Source organism: Mycobacterium sp. VKM Ac-1816D, assembly GCF_000416385.1.
Lineage (GTDB): Bacteria > Actinomycetota > Actinomycetes > Mycobacteriales > Mycobacteriaceae > Mycobacterium > Mycobacterium neoaurum_A.
In genome coordinates this window covers 45,192-63,292 of record NZ_AOHQ01000128.1, presented here as the reverse complement: position 1 = coordinate 63,292, position 18,101 = coordinate 45,192, and the positions used below count along the sequence as shown (strand labels likewise).

At 67.4% G+C, this 18,101-nt stretch carries 9 protein-coding genes; 6 read left to right on the top strand and 3 right to left on the bottom strand.

Translation table 11 applies throughout. The features are described from left to right. The first annotated feature begins 63 nt into the window (after nt 1-63). The 6 genes from fadD32 (at nt 64) to G154_RS08515 (ending at nt 10,714) form a co-directional block, all read left to right on the top strand. The gene (gene fadD32, locus G154_RS08540; protein WP_019510931.1) at nt 64-1,953 is read left to right on the top strand and encodes a long-chain-fatty-acid--AMP ligase FadD32; all 1,890 of its coding nucleotides are present in this window, start codon (nt 64-66) and stop codon (nt 1,951-1,953) included. A gap of 61 nt (nt 1,954-2,014) precedes the next feature. Then, complete coding sequence (pks13, locus tag G154_RS08535; protein ID WP_019510930.1) at nt 2,015-7,441, top strand: polyketide synthase Pks13; 5,427 nt, start codon at nt 2,015-2,017, stop codon at nt 7,439-7,441. Next, nucleotides 7,438-9,012: an acyl-CoA carboxylase subunit beta gene (locus G154_RS08530; protein ID WP_019510929.1), complete on the top strand. Its 1,575-nt coding sequence runs from the start codon at nt 7,438-7,440 to the stop codon at nt 9,010-9,012. Before pks13 ends, G154_RS08530 begins: the two co-directional genes overlap by 4 nt. A gap of 64 nt (nt 9,013-9,076) precedes the next feature. Further along, nucleotides 9,077-9,751: a dihydrofolate reductase family protein gene (locus tag G154_RS08525; RefSeq protein ID WP_019510928.1), complete on the top strand. Its 675-nt coding sequence runs from the start codon at nt 9,077-9,079 to the stop codon at nt 9,749-9,751. A gap of 19 nt (nt 9,752-9,770) precedes the next feature. Continuing rightward, complete coding sequence (locus G154_RS08520; protein ID WP_019510927.1) at nt 9,771-10,175, top strand: hypothetical protein; 405 nt, start codon at nt 9,771-9,773, stop codon at nt 10,173-10,175. Nucleotides 10,176-10,273: 98 nt separating this feature from the next. After that, complete coding sequence (locus G154_RS08515) at nt 10,274-10,714, top strand: RDD family protein (protein WP_031601213.1); 441 nt, start codon at nt 10,274-10,276, stop codon at nt 10,712-10,714. Here G154_RS08515 and G154_RS08510 read toward each other — a convergent pair. From G154_RS08510 to G154_RS08500, 3 genes are read right to left on the bottom strand one after another with little or no spacing between them, the layout of a single operon-like run. After that, nucleotides 10,711-11,589, bottom strand: a complete 879-nt coding sequence (locus G154_RS08510) for an MBL fold metallo-hydrolase (RefSeq protein ID WP_019510925.1) — start codon at nt 11,587-11,589, stop codon at nt 10,711-10,713. The two genes, G154_RS08515 and G154_RS08510, sit on opposite strands and share 4 nt — an antisense overlap. Continuing rightward, nucleotides 11,586-14,777, bottom strand: coding sequence for an arabinosyltransferase domain-containing protein (locus tag G154_RS08505; protein WP_031601212.1), 3,192 nt, complete (start codon nt 14,775-14,777; stop codon nt 11,586-11,588). The genes G154_RS08510 and G154_RS08505 overlap by 4 nt, the downstream gene beginning before the upstream one ends. Nucleotides 14,778-14,830: 53 nt before the next feature. Beyond that, a complete protein-coding gene (locus G154_RS08500) occupies nt 14,831-18,025 on the bottom strand; it encodes an arabinosyltransferase domain-containing protein (protein ID WP_019510923.1) in 3,195 nt (1,064 codons plus the stop codon). Between the last annotated feature and the right edge of the window lie 76 nt (nt 18,026-18,101).

The window sequence follows — 18,101 nt, the reverse complement described above, 5'->3', positions numbered from 1 at the left end:
CCACCGGTACGCTTTCCCACGTTCGGGGGCGACCATGAGAAGTGTGCGTGACAGGAGTATTTGATGCCGTTTCACAATCCGTTCATCAAGAACGGACAGATCAAGTTCCCTGAGAGCGCCAGTGTCGTCGCCCACGTCGAGCGCTGGGCGAAGGTCCGCGGTGACAAGCTGGCCTATCGCTTCCTGGACTTCTCCACCGAGCGCGACGGTGTGGCGCGTGAGCTGACCTGGTCGCAGTTCAGCGCCCGCAACAGGGCAGTTGCCGCGCGCCTGCAGCAGGTCACCGCCGAGGGCGACCGGGTCGCCATCCTCAGCCCGCAGAACCTCAACTACCTGGTCGCCATGTACGGCGCCATCTACGCCGGCCGTATCGCGGTGCCGCTGTTCGATCCTTCCGAGCCCGGTCACGTCGGCCGGTTGCATGCCGTGCTCGACGACTGCAAGCCCTCGGCGATCCTGACCACCACCGATGCCGCCGAGGGTGTGCGCAAGTTCTTCCGCACCCGTCCGGCCAACCAGCGACCCCGCGTCATCGCCGTCGATGCGGTGCCCGACGATGTGGCCGCCACCTGGGAGCGCCGCGACGTGTCCAACGACACCGTGGCCTACCTGCAGTACACCTCGGGCTCCACCCGCATCCCGACCGGTGTGCAGATCACCCACCTCAACCTGGCCACCAACATCGTCCAGATCATCGAGGCGCTGGAGGGCGAGGAGGGGGACCGCGGCTTGTCCTGGCTGCCGTTCTTCCACGACATGGGCCTGATCACCGCGCTGCTGGCGCCGATGATCGGCCACCACTTCACCTTCATGACCCCGGCCGCGTTCGTGCGACGGCCCGCCCGCTGGATCCGGGAGATGGCACGTAAGCCCGATGACACCGGTGGCGTCATCTCGGTGGCCCCGAACTTTGCCTTCGACCATGCCGCCGCGCGTGGGCTGCCCAAGGACGGCGAGCCGCCGCTGGACCTGTCCAACGTCAAGGCTGTCCTCAACGGCAGTGAGCCGATCTCGGCGGCGACCGTGCGTCGCTTCAACGAGGCGTTCGGTCCGTACGGTTTCCCGGCCAAGGCCATCAAACCGTCCTACGGTCTGGCCGAGGCGACGCTGTTCGTGTCCACCACCCCGGCCGCCGAAGAGCCCAAGATCATCAACGTGGACCGCGACGCGCTCAACACGGGCACCATCGTCGAGGTCGACGCCGATTCGCCCAAGGCGGTCGCGCAGGCCTCGGCAGGCAAGGTCGGTGTCTCCGAGTGGGCGGTGATCGTCGATGCCGAGTCCGCGACCGAGCTGCCCGACGGCCAGATCGGTGAGATCTGGATCAGCGGCCAGAACATGGGCACCGGCTACTGGGGTAAGCCCGAGGCCACCGTCGAGACATTCCAGAACACGCTGAAATCGCGGACCACCCCGTCGCATGCCGAGGGCGCCGCCGATGACGCCACCTGGGTGCGCACCGGCGACTACGGCGCCTTCTACGACGGCGACCTCTACATCACCGGCCGCGTCAAGGATCTGGTCATCATCGACGGCCGCAACCACTACCCGCAGGATCTGGAGTACTCCGCACAGGAGGCCTCCAAGGCGGTGCGCACCGGTTTCGCCGCGGCGTTCTCGGTGCCGGCCAACCAGTTGCCCGCCGAGGTCTTCGACGACACCCACGCAGGTCTGAAGTTCGACGCCGAGGACAGCTCCGAGCAGCTGGTCATCGTCGCCGAGCGGGCGGCCGGCTCGCACAAGATGGAGCTCGGACCGGTGATCGACGACATCCGCGCCGCCATCGCGGTGCGCCACGGTGTCACCGTCCGCGATGTCCTGCTCACCCCCGCCGGTGCCATCCCGCGTACCTCCAGCGGCAAGATCGGCCGACGTGCCTGCCGCGCCGCATATCTCGATGGCAGCCTGCGCAGCGGCAAGATCGCCAACGATTTCCCCGACGAGACGGACTGAGGCACATTCAGTTCCTCACCGCGCCACCCAGGCCGCACGGCGGCGAAAGTGAACAGTGAAAATGACTGAAGCGCAAGATAATTCGCAGACCGACGGCAACTTGCCCGAGGTGTCCGGGTCGGCCTCGGACGCCGTTGCCCCCGCTCGTGGTGACATGACCGTCGCCGAGATGCGGGCATGGCTGCGCAACTGGGTCGCCAACGCCACGGGCCAGCCCGCGGACTCCATCAACGAATCGGCCCCGGTGGTCGAACTCGGGCTGTCCTCCCGTGACGCGGTGGCCATGGCCAGCGATATCGAGGATCTGACCGGCGTCACGCTGACCGCCACCGTGGTGTTCCGCAACCCCACCATCGAGGCGCTGGCCACCGTCATCGTCGAGGGTGAGCCCGAGCCCGTCGTCGACAACGACGAGGACTGGACCCGCGCACCCGGTGTCGAGGACATCGCGATCGTCGGGCTGGCCACCAGGTTCCCCGGTGATATGAACAGCGCCGAGGCGATGTGGGCGGCGTTGCTGGAGGGTCGCGACGCCAGCTCGGACCTGCCCGAGGGCCGCTGGTCGGAGTTCCTCGGTGAGCCGCGTATCGCCGAGCGGGTGGCCAAGGCGCACACCCGCGGCGGCTACCTCTCCGATATCAAGGGTTTCGACTCCGAGTTCTTCGCGCTGTCGAAGATGGAGGCCGACAACATCGATCCGCAGCAGCGGATGGCCCTCGAGCTCACCTGGGAGGCGCTCGAGCACGCGCGTATCCCGGCCTCGAGCCTGCGCGGCGGCGAAGTCGGTGTCTACGTGGGCAGCTCGAACAACGACTACATGTTCCTCGCCGTCGCCGACCCGACCACGGCGCACCCGTATGCCATCACCGGCACCACCAGCTCGATCATCGCCAACCGGGTGTCCTACTTCTACGACTTCCGCGGTCCGTCGGAGTCCATCGACACCGCATGCTCGTCCTCGCTGGTCGCCGCGCACCAGGGTGTGCGCGCGCTGCGCTCCGGTGAGATCGACGTCGCGATCGTCGGCGGCGTGAACGCCATGGTGACCCCGTTGGTCACCATCGGCTTCGACGAGGTCGGCGGGGTCCTGGCCCCGGACGGCCGGTGCAAGTCGTTCTCCTCGGATGCCAACGGCTACGCCCGATCCGAGGGCGGCGGCATGCTGGTGCTCAAGCGGGTTTCCGATGCGCGCCGCGACGGTGACGAGATCATCGCCGTCATCGCAGGCAGTGCGGTCAACCACGACGGCCGCTCCAACGGCATGCTGGCACCCAACCCGGATGCCCAGGAAGCGGTGCTGCGCAAGGCCTACAAGGACGCCGGGATCAATCCGCGCGATGTCGACTACATCGAGGCGCACGGCACCGGCACCATCCTGGGCGACCCGATCGAGGCCGACGCGCTCGGCCGGGTCGTCGGGCGCGGCCGTGCCGACGACAAACCTGCGCTGCTCGGTGCGGTGAAATCCAATGTGGGCCACCTGGAATCGGCGGCCGGCGCGGCCAGCCTTGCCAAGGCGGCGCTGTCGCTGCAGCACGACAAGCTGCCGCCGTCGATCAACTACGCGGGTCCCAACCCGTATATCGACTTCGACAAGGAACACCTCAAGGTCAACGACACCGTCTCGGACTGGCCCCGCTACAGCGGACACGCCATCGCGGGGGTGTCCGGTTTCGGCTTCGGCGGTGCCAACGCGCACCTGGTGCTGCGCGAGGTGCTGGCCTCAGATCTGGTCGAGCCCGAGCCGGAAAGTCCTGTCGCCGAAGACGAGTCGTCTGCTGCGCCCGATGCTGCCGATCAGCTGAATCTCAGCGGCCGGCGGATGGACGAATACGGCGAGTTCGTCGAGGACGAGCCCGAGTACCCCAGCTACGACGATGACAACTACGAACTGCCCGGCCTGACCGAGGAGGCCCAGCGCCTCATCGAGGAGGGCCGCGCCGCGCTCGCCGCCGCCGAGCCCGCCAGACCTGTTGTGCCGCTGTTTGTCTCGGGCTTTTTGACCTCCCGCAAGCGCAGCACCGCCGCCGAGCTCGCAGATTGGATCGACAGCGAGGCCGGGCGTGCCTCCTCGCTCGAATCGATCGGTCGTTCGCTGTCGCGGCGTAACCACGGCCGCTCTCGGGCCGTCGTGCTGGCCCACGACCACGACGAGGCCGTCAAGGGTCTGCGGGCGCTGGCCGATGGCAAGCAGAGCCCGCTGGTGCTGGCCGCCGATGGCCCGGTCACCAACGGCCCGGTGTGGGTGTTCGCCGGATTCGGTGCCCAGCACCGCAAGATGGGCAAGGACCTCTACCTGCGCGACGAGGTGTTTGCCGAGTGGATCAACAAGGTGGACGCCCTCATCCAGGACGAGCGCGGCTATTCGATCGTCGAGCTCATCCTCGACGATGCGATCGACTACACGGCAGAGACCTGCGAGTACCCGATCGAGGTCGTCCAGACGGTGATCTTCGCGCTGCAGATCGGGCTCGGTGAGCTGCTGCGCCACCACGGCGCCACACCCGGTGCGGTGGTGGGCCAGTCGCTCGGCGAGGCGGCCGCGGCCTACTTCTCCGGTGGCCTGTCACTGGCCGATGCCACCCGGACCATCTGCTCGCGCGCTCACCTGATGGGTGAGGGTGAGGCGATGCTGTTCGGTGAGTACATCCGGCTGATGGCGCTGGTCGAGTACTCGGCCGAGGAGATCACAACGGTCTTCTCCGATTTCCCCGGGCTGGAGGTGTGCGTCTACGCGGCACCGACCCAGACGGTGATCGGAGGTCCGCCCGAACAGATCGACGCGATCATCGAGCGCGCGGAATCGGAGGGCAAGTTCGCCCGCAAGCTGCAGACCAAGGGCGCCAGCCACACCCAGCAGATGGACCCGCTGCTCGGCGAGCTGTCCGCCGAGATCCAGGGTATCGAGGCCCGTCCTCTGCAGACCGGCTACTTCTCCACCGTGCACGAGGGCCAGTTCGTCCGGGCCGGAGCCGAACCCATCCACGATGTCGAGTACTGGAAGAAGGGGCTGCGCCACAGCGTCTACTTCACCCACGGCATCCGCAACGCCGTCGACAACGGGTACACCACCTTCCTGGAGCTCGCGCCGAATCCGGTGGCGCTCATGCAGGTCGGGCTGACGACGGCCAGCGCTGGGCTCCATGACGCGCAATTGATCGCGACGCTGGCGCGCAAGCAGGACGAGGTCGATTCGATGACCACGGCGCTGGCGCACCTGTACGTGTACGGCCACAACATGGATCCGCGGTCGCTGTTCCCGCGTCGTAGTCGAGGCCTGGCAGGTGCGCTGGACTTCGCCGATATCCCGCTGACCCGGTTCAAGCGCAAGGAGCACTGGCTCGACGCCCGCTTCACCGGGGACAGCTCGGTCGTCGCACCGGGCACCCATGTGGCCACCCCGGACGGCAGGCATGTCTGGGAGTACGCGCCCAGCGGCGCGGCCGATCTGGCCGGCCTGGTGAAGGCCGCTGCGACACAGGTGCTTCCGGATGCGGTGTTGACCGCCGCCGAGCAGCGTGCGGTGCCCGCGGACAACGCCCGGCTGGTGACGACGTTGACCCGCCATCCCGGTGGGGCGTCGGTGCAGGTGCACGCCCGTATCGAGGAGTCCTTCACCCTCGTCTACGACGCCATCGTCAGCCGCGGTGGTCAACAGACCGCGCTGCCGACGGCAGTCGGGGTGGGCACGGTTGCCGAGATCGCCGCTGCCGCACCGGTACCCGTCGAGGAGCCCGAAGAGAACAGCCCGGCCTTCGAGGCCGACAACCTCACCGCCGGGGCCAATCTGGGTTCGGATTTCGCGAAGTGGAACCCCGAATCGGGGGAGACGGTCGGGCAGCGGTTGGGCACCATCGTCGGCAGCGCCATGGGGTATGAGCCCGAGGATCTGCCCTGGGAGGTGCCGCTGATCGAGCTGGGCCTGGATTCGCTGATGGCGGTGCGCATCAAGAACCGGGTCGAGTACGACTTCGACATGCCGCCGATCCAGCTGACCGCGGTGCGTGACGCGAACCTGTACGCGGTGGAGAAGTTGATCCAGTACGCGATCGAGCACCGCGACGAGGTCAGCGCGTTGGCCGAGGCCCAGAAGGGGCAGTCCGCCGAGGAGATCGCGGCCGCGCAGGCCGAGCTGATGGGCGGGGCGACCACGGTCGCCGAGCTGGAGGCGAAACTCGCAGAGTCGGGACATCCCCTGGGTGACACCGAGAAGGAGACCACCGAGTCGCTGGCCGAGGTGGGTATCGAGATCCCGCCGCCGACCTCCGATGGCGCCGGTATCTCGGCTCCGATCTCTGATGTCGCCGATATCCCGGCTCCGCCAACGGATCCGAGCGGGCCCAAGAAGGCGACCGCCGCCGCGGCCGCGGCGAAGGTGCTCACCCAGGAGGCCGTCACCGAGGCGCTCGGCGCCGACGTGCCCCCACGTGATGCCGCCGAGCGTGTCACCTTCGCGACGTGGGCGATCGTCACCGGCAAGTCCCCTGGCGGCATCTTCAACGAGCTGCCCGATGTCGACGAGGCGACCGCGGCCAAGATGTCGGCCCGGCTGACCGAGCGGGCCGAAGGCCCGATCAGCGTCGAGCAGGTGCGGTCGGCCAAGACCATCGAGGAACTGGCCACCCACGTTCGCGACCAGCTCGAGGACGGACTCGTCGACGGTTTCGTGCGGACCCTGCGTCCGCCGACCGATGGATCGAAGGCGCTCCCTCTGTTCGTCTTCCATCCCGCCGGCGGATCGACGGTGGTCTACGAACCGCTGATCAAGCGGTTGCCCGCCGACATCCCGGTGTACGGCATCGAGCGGGTCGAGGGTTCCATCGAGGAGCGGGCCGCCGAGTACGTGCCCAAACTCCTTGAGCTGCATGACGGCCCGTTCGTACTGGCCGGGTGGTCCCTGGGCGGCGCGCTGGCGTATGCCTGCGCCATCGGCCTCAAGCGGGCCGGCGCCGATGTCCGATTCGTCGGTCTGATCGACCTGGCCCTGCCCGGCGAGCCGATCGACCAGTCCAAGGAGGGGATGCGGGCCCGTTGGGACCGTTACGCCCTGTTCGCCGAGCGCACCTTCAACGTCGAGATCCCGGAGATCCCTTACGAGGAACTGGAAAAGCTCGATGATGAGGGCCAGGTCAAGTACGTGCTCGACATCGTCGCCCAGAGCGGGGTGCAGATCCCCGGCGGCATCATCGAACACCAGCGCACCTCGTACCTGGACAACCGCGCGCTGGCCACCATCGAGATCCAGCCCTACGACGGCCACGTCACGCTGTATCTCGCCGACCGCTATCACGATGACGCCATCGTCTTCGAACCCGCCTACGCCACCCGTAAACCCGACGGCGGCTGGGGCGACTACGTCGACGATCTCGAGGTGGTACCCATCGGTGGTGAGCACATCCAGGCCATCGACGAGCCCTATATCGCCAAGGTCGGCGCGCACATGAGCGAAGCCCTCAACCGCATCGAAGCGAAGAAGGAAACCCCGTGACGGAAACTCCCGTACAGCCGAAGACCGCGACCACAGCGGAGAAACTGGCCGAGCTGCGCGAAAAGCTGGAGCTGGCCAAGGATCCCGGTGACGAGAAGGCCAAGGCACGGCGCGACAAAAAGGGCATCCCCAGTGCCCGCGCGCGCATCCACGCGCTGCTGGATCCGGGCAGCTTCCTGGAGATCGGTGCGCTGGCCCGCACACCCGGCGACCCGAACGCCTTCTACGGCGACGGTGTGGTGACCGGACACGGCACCATCGACGGCAGGCCGGTCGGTGTGTTCAGTCATGACCAGACGGTCTTCCAGGGCTCGGTCGGCGAGATGTTCGGCCGCAAGGTGGCCAAGCTGATGGAGTGGGTGGCCATGGTCGGGTGCCCGATCATCGGTATCAACGACTCGGCCGGCGCGCGCATCCAGGACACCGCGACGTCGTTGGCCTGGTACGCCGAACTGGGCCGGCGCCACGAGATGCTGCGCGGCCTGGTGCCCGAGATCTCGCTGATCTTCGGCAAGTGCGCCGGCGGTGCGGTGTACTCGCCGATCCAGACCGATCTCGTTGTGGCCGTGCGTGATCAGGGCTACATGTTCATCACCGGTCCCGATGTGATCAAGGACGTCACCGGCGAGGACGTCACCTTCGACGAGCTCGGCGGCGCCGATGTGCAGGCCCGGCGCGGCAACATCCACAAGGTGGTCGAGTCCGAAGCCGCGGCCTACCAGTACGTCCGGGATTACCTGAGCTTCCTGCCTGCCAACCACTTCGATGATGCGCCGATCGTCAATCCGGGTCTGGAGCCCGAGATCACCGCGCACGACCTCGAACTCGACACCATCGTGCCGGACTCGGACAACATGGGTTACGACATGCACGAGATCCTGCTCCGGATCTTCGACGACGGTGACGTCTTCGAGATCTCCGATCAGCGCAGCCCCTCGATGATCACCGCGTTCGCCCGCGTCGACGGCCGCCCGGTCGGCGTGATCGCCAACCAGCCGATGCACATGTCGGGCGCGGTCGGCAACGAGGCGTCGGACAAGGCGGCCGGTTTCATCAGGTTCTGCGACTCGTTCAACCTGCCGCTGGTGTTCGTCGTCGACACCCCGGGTGCCATGCCCGGCGTCGCCGAGGAGGAGGGCGGCATCATCAAACGCGGTGGCCGTTTCTTCAACGCCATCGTCGAGGCCGATGTGCCCAAGGTGACCATCATCGTGCGCAAGGCCTACGGCGGCGGTTACGCCGTGATGGGCTCCAAGCAGCTCTCCGCGGACCTCAACTTCGCTTGGCCGACCGCCCGCATCGCCGTGATCGGCGCCGAGGGTGCGGCCCAGTTGTTGGTGAAGCGGTTCCCGGATCCGACCGCGCCCGAGGTGCAGAAGATCCGCGCCGACTTCATCGAGGGTTACAACCTGAACCTGGCGACGCCGTGGATCGCGGCCGAACGCGGCTATATCGACGGTGTCATCGAACCGCACGAGACTCGGCTGCTGATCCGTAAGTCGCTGCGGCTGCTGCGCGACAAGCAGCCCGTGAAAAAGGTGCTCCGCAAGCACGGTCTGACCCCGCTGTAATCGCGGGCGACGCGCCACCACGGGTGTGCGATGAATTTTCGGGCCCGCGGTGGTCGTATGTGGCATGACACGGATCACCGCAGGCCTGTTCATCTCGCTCGACGGCGTGGTGGAGGCACCCGACCAGTGGCATTTCCCGTACTTCAACGACGAGATGGGTGCCGCCGTCGATGCCCAGCTGGGCTCGGCGGAGACCATCCTGCTCGGCCGCGCCACCTATGACAGCTTCGTCGGTGCCTGGCCGCAGCGGGAGGCCGACGGTGGTGAGGACGCCGAGTTCGCGAAGAAACTCGGCGACACTCGCAAGATCGTGGTGTCTCGACAGCGGCTGAGTTTCGGGCCCGGGGCGAGCGAAGCGACGGGGGAGAAGCCCGGGGCGAGCGAAGCGACGGGAGACAAGCCCGGGGCGAGCTATGACTGGCGCAATTCCGAACAGCTGCACGGCGATCTGCTCACCGGCGTGCGGGAACTGAAAGCGCAGCCGGGTGGCGACATCGGGATCGCCGGATCGGTGTCGGTGGTCCGTGAGCTGTTGGCCGCAGGCCTGCTCGACGAACTGCACCTTTTGGTGCACCCCGTCGTGGTGGGCACCGGCGCCCGGTTGTTCCGCGACGCGGACGCGCTGCCATTGAAATTGTTGAGCTCGACCGCATTCCGGACCGGCGTGGTGCACAGCGTCTACACCAAGGACGATGGGGCGCCGAACGGTTCCTATGAGGACGCCAAACAACACCTCTAGCAGGCACTACGATGCAACGATGTCCGATGCCGTGCATCCGGCGGTCACCGTCGCACTCGGAGCCGTCGCCGTGGCGTGCGACGGAGTGGCCGTGGCGTACAGCGCCGCCGAACGGCTGCCTGTCGTGGGGGGCTGGTTGCATCGCAGCCGTGTCGAACTGATCGCACGGGGCGAACGGGTGGTGGCCGTAGGCATCGAGACGATTCTGGACCAGATCGACCTCAACGCGGTGGCCCGCGACCGGCTGGACCTGGTCGGCCTTGCCGACGAGGTGGTCGACGGTATCGATCTGCCCGCGATCATCCGCACGTCCACGGACTCGGTCACCGCCGAGGTGATGACCGATGTGCGCAGTCAGGGCGAACGTGCCGACGATGCGGTCGCCGGATTCGTCGACCGCCTGCTCGGACGGGACGGGCGATGACATCGAGACGTTCGCTCGGCAAGCCTCGCTCGGTGCCGGTTGGCTCGCTCGGCAAGCCTCGCTCGGTGCCGGTTGGTTCGCTCGGCAAGCCTCGCTCGGTGCCGGTTGGTTCGCTCGGCAAGCCTCGCTCGGCGGGCATCGTGAGCCGCGGGGCCGCCGCGGTCCTGGACATCGTCGTCGTCGCAGTGGCTCTGGGCGCCCTGTATGTGGGCCTCGTCCTGGTCCGACTGATGTTCAATCCCACCTCGTTCAGCCTGCCCACGGTCAACGCGGTGTTCTCCACCGCGGTCATGTTCACCGTCGCGGTGCTCTATCTGGCCGGCTGCTGGACGGTATCGGGATGTACGGCTGGCGCGGCGTTCATGGGCCTGCGGGTGACCGGGCGTCACGGTGATCGGCTGGCACCGGTGCTCGCGGCCATCCGCGCGGCGGCGTGTGTGCTCTTTCCCCTGGGTCTGTTGTGGGTGGTCGTCGACAGGCGTCGGCGATCACTGCAGGACATCGTCCTGGGCAGCCGGGTTGTCTATCTCAGGTCCTAGATCGGTTCGATATCCAGCCAGTCGTCCACCAGGAAGGCATCGCCGCGCGCCACCAACGTGGCCCCGCCGTGGCCGGGATAGTGCGCCGGGATGACGGTGGCCCGGCGGCGCGCCGCCTCGGTGAACACCCGCGTGCGGGTGGCGACGGCTTGTGCGGCATCGCAATCGAAGGCACAGGCGTCACCTGGGCGCGGAATCTGAATGGCGCAGTGGGTCAGGTCGCCGACGAAGACCGCGGGTGCACCGGCATCCAGCCACAGCACCGACGACCCGGGCGTGTGCCCGGCTGCCGGGCGTAACCACACCGATTCGCTCAGCTGATGGTCACCGCCGAACAATTCGACCTGGCCTGCCTCGTACACCGGAGCCACGCTGTCGTCGAAGACGATGCGCGCCGCGTCGTCACACCCGGCACCGTCGGGGCCGAAGTACCGAAAGTCCGCCTCCGGCATCAGGTATCGCGCGTTGGGGAAGGTTGGCGTCCACTCGGCACCATCGGCTCGGGTGTTCCACCCGACGTGATCGCTGTGCAGATGGGTGTTCACCACGATGTCGACGCTCTCGGGTGACACACCGGCCGATTCCAGCGCGGCCAGAAAGCCGGTGTCCAACCCGTCGAGCACCGGGATCGCCGGTCGCCGTTTACCGTTGCCGACCCCGGTGTCGATCAGGATGCGCAACCCGTCGACGTCGAGCACCCAGGTTTGGATGGCGACGCGCCAGGTGCGGGCTTCCAGGTCGACGAAGCTCGGCGCGAGCAGGTCGGCATTCTCGGCCCATGCGTGTTCCGGTGTGCCGCCGAACATCGTGAAACCCGGCGCGAACGACGTCTCCACCACCCGGCTCAGAACGGCGTTGCCCAGGCGCGTGCTCACGGCCCGATCCGGATCTCACCGGGGGAGTACAGACCCGAGTGCGTGCTGGTGCCCAGGTCGATCTCGGCGGGCTCCGCATCGACGATCGTGTCGAAGCGGCGCAGCGAACCCCAGTCCTGCCCCCAGTCGTGGGACAGGTAGGTCGACATCACCGATGCCCGCAGCAGCAGGTCGGTGATTCCCAGCAGGCCGCCGTTGATGCCGTCCTGCCAGGTGTCGGTGCTCTGCAACTTGGCGTAGTAGTCCGGGGAGATGCGGAACTTCGGCACCTCGGTCACACCGTTGGCGTGCAGCATCGGCCGCTGGCACGGGAACGCCATGCCCACCGCCCAGTCCATCAGGACCGGCTGGGTGGAACCGACGTACTCCTGCACCGAGCGGACCTCCGGCACACGCGGCGGTGTCACCGCGATCCAGTCGCCCTGGCCGAGCGACAGATCCTCGGCGATGACCCGAACAGCCACGGCATCGGCGGGGATCTGGGCCCGCGGGAAGCGCAGGTTGCGCCACGACGGGGTGGGGCCGATGTCGTAGGGGGCGACCCGGCCCGCGGGCACGGGCCCACCGTCGGGACCGGCGGTCGCATATTCCAGTTCGACGGTCTGGCCGGTGGTGACTCCCTTGGCCACGCTGGTGCCGGTGATGGTGCCCGCGGCGGTGATGACGACGAGTGGGTGCGCATCGTCGGCGGCCGGCAGTTCGTACCATGCCGAGGCCAGTCGGCTTTCCTGCTGCGCACCGGTGGAATAGGTGCCTGCCACCGGCACCCGGGCGGGATCGAGCCCGTAGGGCAGCGGTACCCGGGATCCGTTGATCCCCGGGCGCGACAACCGCACCGGACGGTTCCAGTCGTAATCGGTGCCCGGCTGCGGATTGTTCAACCGAATCGCCTCGGCGATGATGCGATCGGGCACCCCGTCCGGGCTGAACCCGGCGGGATCGGTGCCGCCCAGCGGGCCAAGCGGTCCGTAGTCGCCGGGAAGCGCGCGCAGGAAGCCGTCGTTGGAATTCGGTTCGACGAGGACATCGTCGGCCATCCCGCAGCCACCGGCGAAAGCGCGGATGTTGGCCCAGCCGTTGGAGTATGTCGGGTACTGGCGGACCACACCGATGGCCATCGACGCGACAAAGATCACGACCATGAAGCCGGCAGCCAACGGAACCGGTGCGGCCGTGAGCCGATCGACCAGTCGGGATTCGGTCTTACCCGACACGTGCAGCCAGAAGGCCCACAGCGCCGCGACACCGAACAGCGCGAAGAACATCGTGCTGACGGTGACACCGCCGATCGCGGGTACCGAATTGTTGAACGGCACACCGAAGTTGGAGACGTACCACCATCCGTTGACAGATGCGAAGCACAGCGCCAGCACGAAGAACACCAAGGCCAAGAACGCCATCCGGTTACGTGCCGAACGCAGGATCGCCGGCGAGACCATCACGGTGGCCAGCGCCGCCATCGCTCCCCCGACCGCGGCGAACAGGCCGAAGTGGTGGATCCACTTGGTCGGGGTGAACATCAGGAAGAAGATCGTCGCGAAGATGATGCCCATCAGTCGCCAGGCCGGACCCCGCGCGATGCCCGCGATCCGCTTGCGGCGCAACATCATGAATAGCGACGGGAAGAGGCACAGCGCGGTGAACAGGAAGGCGAACCGCCGCGAGATCGCACCGTCGACGGTCGGCAGCACCAGGTAGTAGTAGCGCAGGTTCTCGGTGTACCACTCCTGGCTGGGGCCGATGGCCGTCCGGATCCTGGTGGCCTCCAGCACCGTCGCGAGCGTCTGGTCGGCGAACACCACCGCCAGGATCACGGTGCCCGCGGCCAGGAGTGGTGCCAGCAGCGGCCACAGGCCGACGGTGTGCCGCCTGCGCATGATGATCCGCAGGATGGGTCGGCCGCCGGCGACCAGTGCCGCCACCGCGATCAGCCCGGTCGGCTGGATACCGAGGGTGAACGCGGCCGAGAAGATCGCCAGCGCGGCCGGGGTCAGCCGGCCCGAGGTGACGGCGCGTTCGATGAGGACGTAGGTGATCAGTGCACCGGTAGCGATCTGCCCTTCCGGACGCAGACCGTTGTTGAAGGGCATCCATGCGCCGATCAGCACCAGGCCCGCCGCCCAGAGCGCAGGCCTGCTGGCGATGACGGCCGGGCCGAGGCGGGGCAGCACTTCCCGCGACAGCAACACCCAGCAGACCAGTGAACAGATCAGATCCGGCAGCCGCATCCAGATGCCTGCGGTGCTCACCTGCGACATCAACGCCAGGACGTTGTAGTACCAGCCGAACGGATCCTCCGGCACACCGAACCACCGGAAGTAGTTGGCCATGTACCCGGAATGCTCGGCGGTACGGGCCATCTGCATCTGGTAGCCGTCATCGGAGGAGTTGGTGCCGATGATGTACCAGAGGACGAACACGCCCACGACGAAAACGTCCACCGCGGTGAACGTCCGCCAGCGGGTCGGGATGACGCGACGCATCCGCCGGCCGTCGGTGCGGTCCAACCGCCACAGTGCAAGCAGCGCAATAAAAGTGGACAGGATCGCCAGCACGATCGCCGCGAGCTTCGCCGGCGTCGGGTGCGTGGTGAACCGGGTGTCTATATCGGCCGACAGTGACAACCCTTGCGGGACAGGTCCGGTGAGGTCGGTGAACACGCCCACGATGGCCGGCCGCAGATTGGGATCCGGGTACCCGGTTCGCTGCGGCGAGCCGTCATCCTTGGTCAGGCCGACGAAATCGGCATACGTGCCATCGTGGTTGGAGATGATCTCGATTCTCGAGCAACCGCCGATCCGGTCGCGTTCGACGCTGGCGACCACCACGTTGCGGACGATGACGTCGACGCGGTCCTCGCTGGCGGTCACCAGCATCGCGTTCAGCGCCGCATCCCGTCCCTTGGCGGGCGCGGTACCCATGATCAGGCCGCCGTCGGCCGGCATGCCCTGGATCACCGAACAGGGCACCGTCGCGGTCAGGCTGACCGGTGCCTGCGAGATCAGCGGTGCGGTGACGTTGTCCAGCTGATTGTTCTGCGGCCAGTTGAGCGTCGCGGTGGTCTGGGTGACCGGCAACAGCGGAACCGCCACCGCCATCACGAAACCCAGCAGGCCCGCGATCACCGCGACCCACCTGGCGATCTGGACGTCGCGGGCCGGATCGGACTGCGACCGCTGTTCCTTCACCGGCGCACTCACGGCAGGTTTCGATTCACTCACGGCAGGGTTCGATTCGCCGTTCACGGCAGTGCCCTGATCGGTCCGCCGCGGCTCCAGCCGTACACGTTCTGTGTCCCTTCTTCGATGGCTGCCTCGGGCGCCCGGTCGGCGGGCACGACGCGCACGTAGCGTTCCAGCGATCCCCAGTCGCGATACCAGTCGTCACGCAGGTAGGTCGGGATCGTCGAGGTGCGCAACAGTGCCTGGATGAACAGGAAAGGCCCGCCATCCTCGGCGGACTGCCACTGATTCGACGACACCACCATCTGCTTGAAGTTCGGCAGGATCCGGTACTCGGGAAGTTCCGCCACGCCGAGATGTTCGCCGAACGGGCGCTGGCACGGGAAGTTCGACGCGGTCGCGATGTCCATCATGACCGGGGTCTGGCTGCCCAGATACTCCTGCGCGGTCTGCAACACCGGCACCCGTGGCGGTGTGAAGGCGAACCACTGGTCCTCCGACAGGTTCGGGTCATCGGCCACGATGCGGGCGACGTTGGCCTCCGGGGGTGCCGTCGTCAGCGGGAAACGCAGGTTGCGCCAAGCCTTCTGCTGGAAGATGTCGATGGGCTGGACCTCGTTGAGCGCCTCATAGGACCCGTCCGGCCGGTGGACACCCCACTGCAGCTTCAGCGACTGGCCGTATTTGAACGACCCGTCCTCCTCGTAGTACCAGATCGCGCCTGCGGCGGCGACGCTCACCAGTGGACGGTCCGGTGTGCGCGGCGGCAACTGGTACCACGACGATGTCGCCTTGGCGGCCACGGTGTTCTCGTCGAAACTGCCCATCACCGGGGTGCGTGCCGGATCGAGGCCGAAGGGCAGGAACACCCGCGACCCGTTGATTCCTTCCGGCCCGTACCCACCGCCGGTACCGGCGGCGTAACCGACACCGATATTGGGTTTGTCGACCGGGCCGTCGGAGTTCACGGTGCCCGGATTCGCTGCGACGGGTTCGGCGGGTTCCAGGGTGTCGCTGACGCCGTTGGGGGTGAACCCGACCGGGTTCTCCCCACCGAGCGGTCCGTACCGGCCGTAGCGCTGACCCGGGACCGGTTCCAGCAGACCGGCATTGGTGTCGGCCTCGACCAAGACGTGGTCGGCCATCGCGCAACTGGTGCCCGACAGACCGGACCGCAACGCAGACAGGTTGGCCAGCCCTGTCGTGTAGACGGGATAGCGGCCCACGGTCGCCTTGACCATCGAGCCGAGCTCGAGCACCACCATGATCACGGCGACCACGAGCAACGGCGTCGATGCCAGCGCCCGGTTTCGGCCGGTGTCGGCCACCTCGGTGTGCCCGGCGTAGTCGATACGGAAGTGCAGCCAGGCGGTGAGCAGTCCACCGACGATCGCCAGCACGAGGAAGATCGTCGTCACCGGGAAACCGAGGATCACGGGCTGCTTGTCGAACCAGGGCACCCCGTAGTTGCCGGTATAGAACCAGCCGTTGATACCCGAGGTGGCCCAGGCGAGCACGAACAGCAGGGCCGTCACGTACAGCGCGAGATTGCGCCGGCTGTGCAGGCCGACCCGCGCCAGCGCGAACGCCGTCACGGCGCCCAGTGCTCCCGCCAGCCCGGCGAAGGCGCCGAACTGCACGGCCCACTTGGTCGGCGTGAAGTGCAGCAGCAACAGGCCGATCCCGGCGGTGCCGATCAAGCGCCACACCGGACCGTTCATCGCGCCGGGGACGGTGCCGCGGCGCAGCAGCACCATCAGCAGCCCGAACAGGCACAGCAGCAGGATGAGGACCGCGAACCGCCGGGTCATCGAACCGTCGACACTGTCTTCGACGGTCAGGAAGTAGTACCGCAGGAACTCCTGGTACCAGGCGATCGTGGGTCCGACGGTGTACTTGATGCGCGCGGACTCGGCGACGGTGGCCAGCGTCTGGTCACGGAACACCACCACGAACAACACCGCGGCGGCGGCGCCCAGCGGGGCGAGCTGGGCCAGCAGCCCCTGATCCGGCCTGCGGGCGGCGATCATCCGGGTGACGGCGCGCGCGCCGACGAGCAGCGGGGCGAGCGCGATCAGTCCCTGCGGTGCCAGCGTCACGCTGAACACGGCGATCACGATGGCGAGCGCGGTGGGCCACAGGATCCTTCGCGCCACCGAGATCTCGACGAGCATCCAGACCAGGAGCACGCCGAACGCGATCAACGGTTCGGGTCGCAGACCGTTGTTGAAGGGCAGCCAGGCGGCCAGGAAGACCGCGCCACCGGTCCACAGTGCAATCCGGTTGTGGGCCAGTCGGGCACCGAGGCGGGGCAGCACGAAATGGCTGAGGATCAGCCAGGTGCCGATGGCGGCCAGGGTGGCGGGCAGCCGCATCCAGACTCCGGCGGTGCTGATGGAGGCCAGATGTGCCAGCACGCTCTGGTACCAGTCGAACGGGGCCTCGGATGCGCCGAAGTAGCGGTAGTAATTGGTGACGTAACCGGCGTCGGACGATACCCGGGCGATCGTCAGGTTGTAGCCGTCGTCGGATGACTGCGGGCCGACGATATGCCAGAGCAACAAGGAGCTCAGCACGCCGGCATCGGCCAGCCACGTCGCCCAGCCCGTGCGACGGCGGTCCCAACCCCGTAGGCGGCGTCCCGTCGTGCGGTCCAACAGGGCCAGCGCGATGATCGAGGCCAGCACCGACGCGGTGCCCAGCACCATGACGGCCAGTTTCAGCGCGGTCGGACTGGTGATGAACCGGGTGTCGATGTCGACCCGCGCCCGCACGCCAGAGTCGAGACCGACCGGCAGTTCGGTGAACAGGCCCGCGACCTGCGGACGTTTGTCCACGTCCAGTTCGCCGCGCGCGCCGGGGATACCGATGAAATCGGCGCCGACGGCGTCGACGTCGGCCCAGATGTGCAGTTCGCCGCAGGCCCCGGAAGCGACGGCATCGCGCGGGGCCACCGCGGCGACGGTGTCCCGGAAGGCCACGTACACGACGTCGGCATTGGCGTTGACGAACAATCCGTTGCGTCCGGCGTCGATACCGCCCGGCGGGATCGTCGAGAACACAAGCCCGCCGTCGGCGGGCAGCGTGGCGATGGCCTGGCACGGGATGGTCACGTCCAGTTCGCGCGGTGCTCCCGATACCAGCGGGGCGGTGACATCGCTGATGAAGCCTTCGGCGCCGGCTGTTTGCGGCCATTGGATCGTCGCCGTGCTCTGCCGAACCGGCAACAAGGGCGCAAGAGCGCAGAGCACCATGCCGACGAGGCCCGCGATGATGGCTACGAGGCGGATGGTCCTAGTGGGCACGAGGTTCAACAGTAAGCGACGAGCC

Coding starts and splice junctions, on each gene's coding strand:
- G154_RS08525 (WP_019510928.1), top strand. CDS start 9,077: ATGACACGGATCACCGCAGGCCTGTTCATCTCGCTCGACGGCGTGGTG.
- pks13 (WP_019510930.1), top strand. CDS start 2,015: ATGACTGAAGCGCAAGATAATTCGCAGACCGACGGCAACTTGCCCGAG.
- G154_RS08500 (WP_019510923.1), bottom strand. CDS start 18,025: ATGGTGCTCTGCGCTCTTGCGCCCTTGTTGCCGGTTCGGCAGAGCACG.
- fadD32 (WP_019510931.1), top strand. CDS start 64: ATGCCGTTTCACAATCCGTTCATCAAGAACGGACAGATCAAGTTCCCT.
- G154_RS08520 (WP_019510927.1), top strand. CDS start 9,771: ATGTCCGATGCCGTGCATCCGGCGGTCACCGTCGCACTCGGAGCCGTC.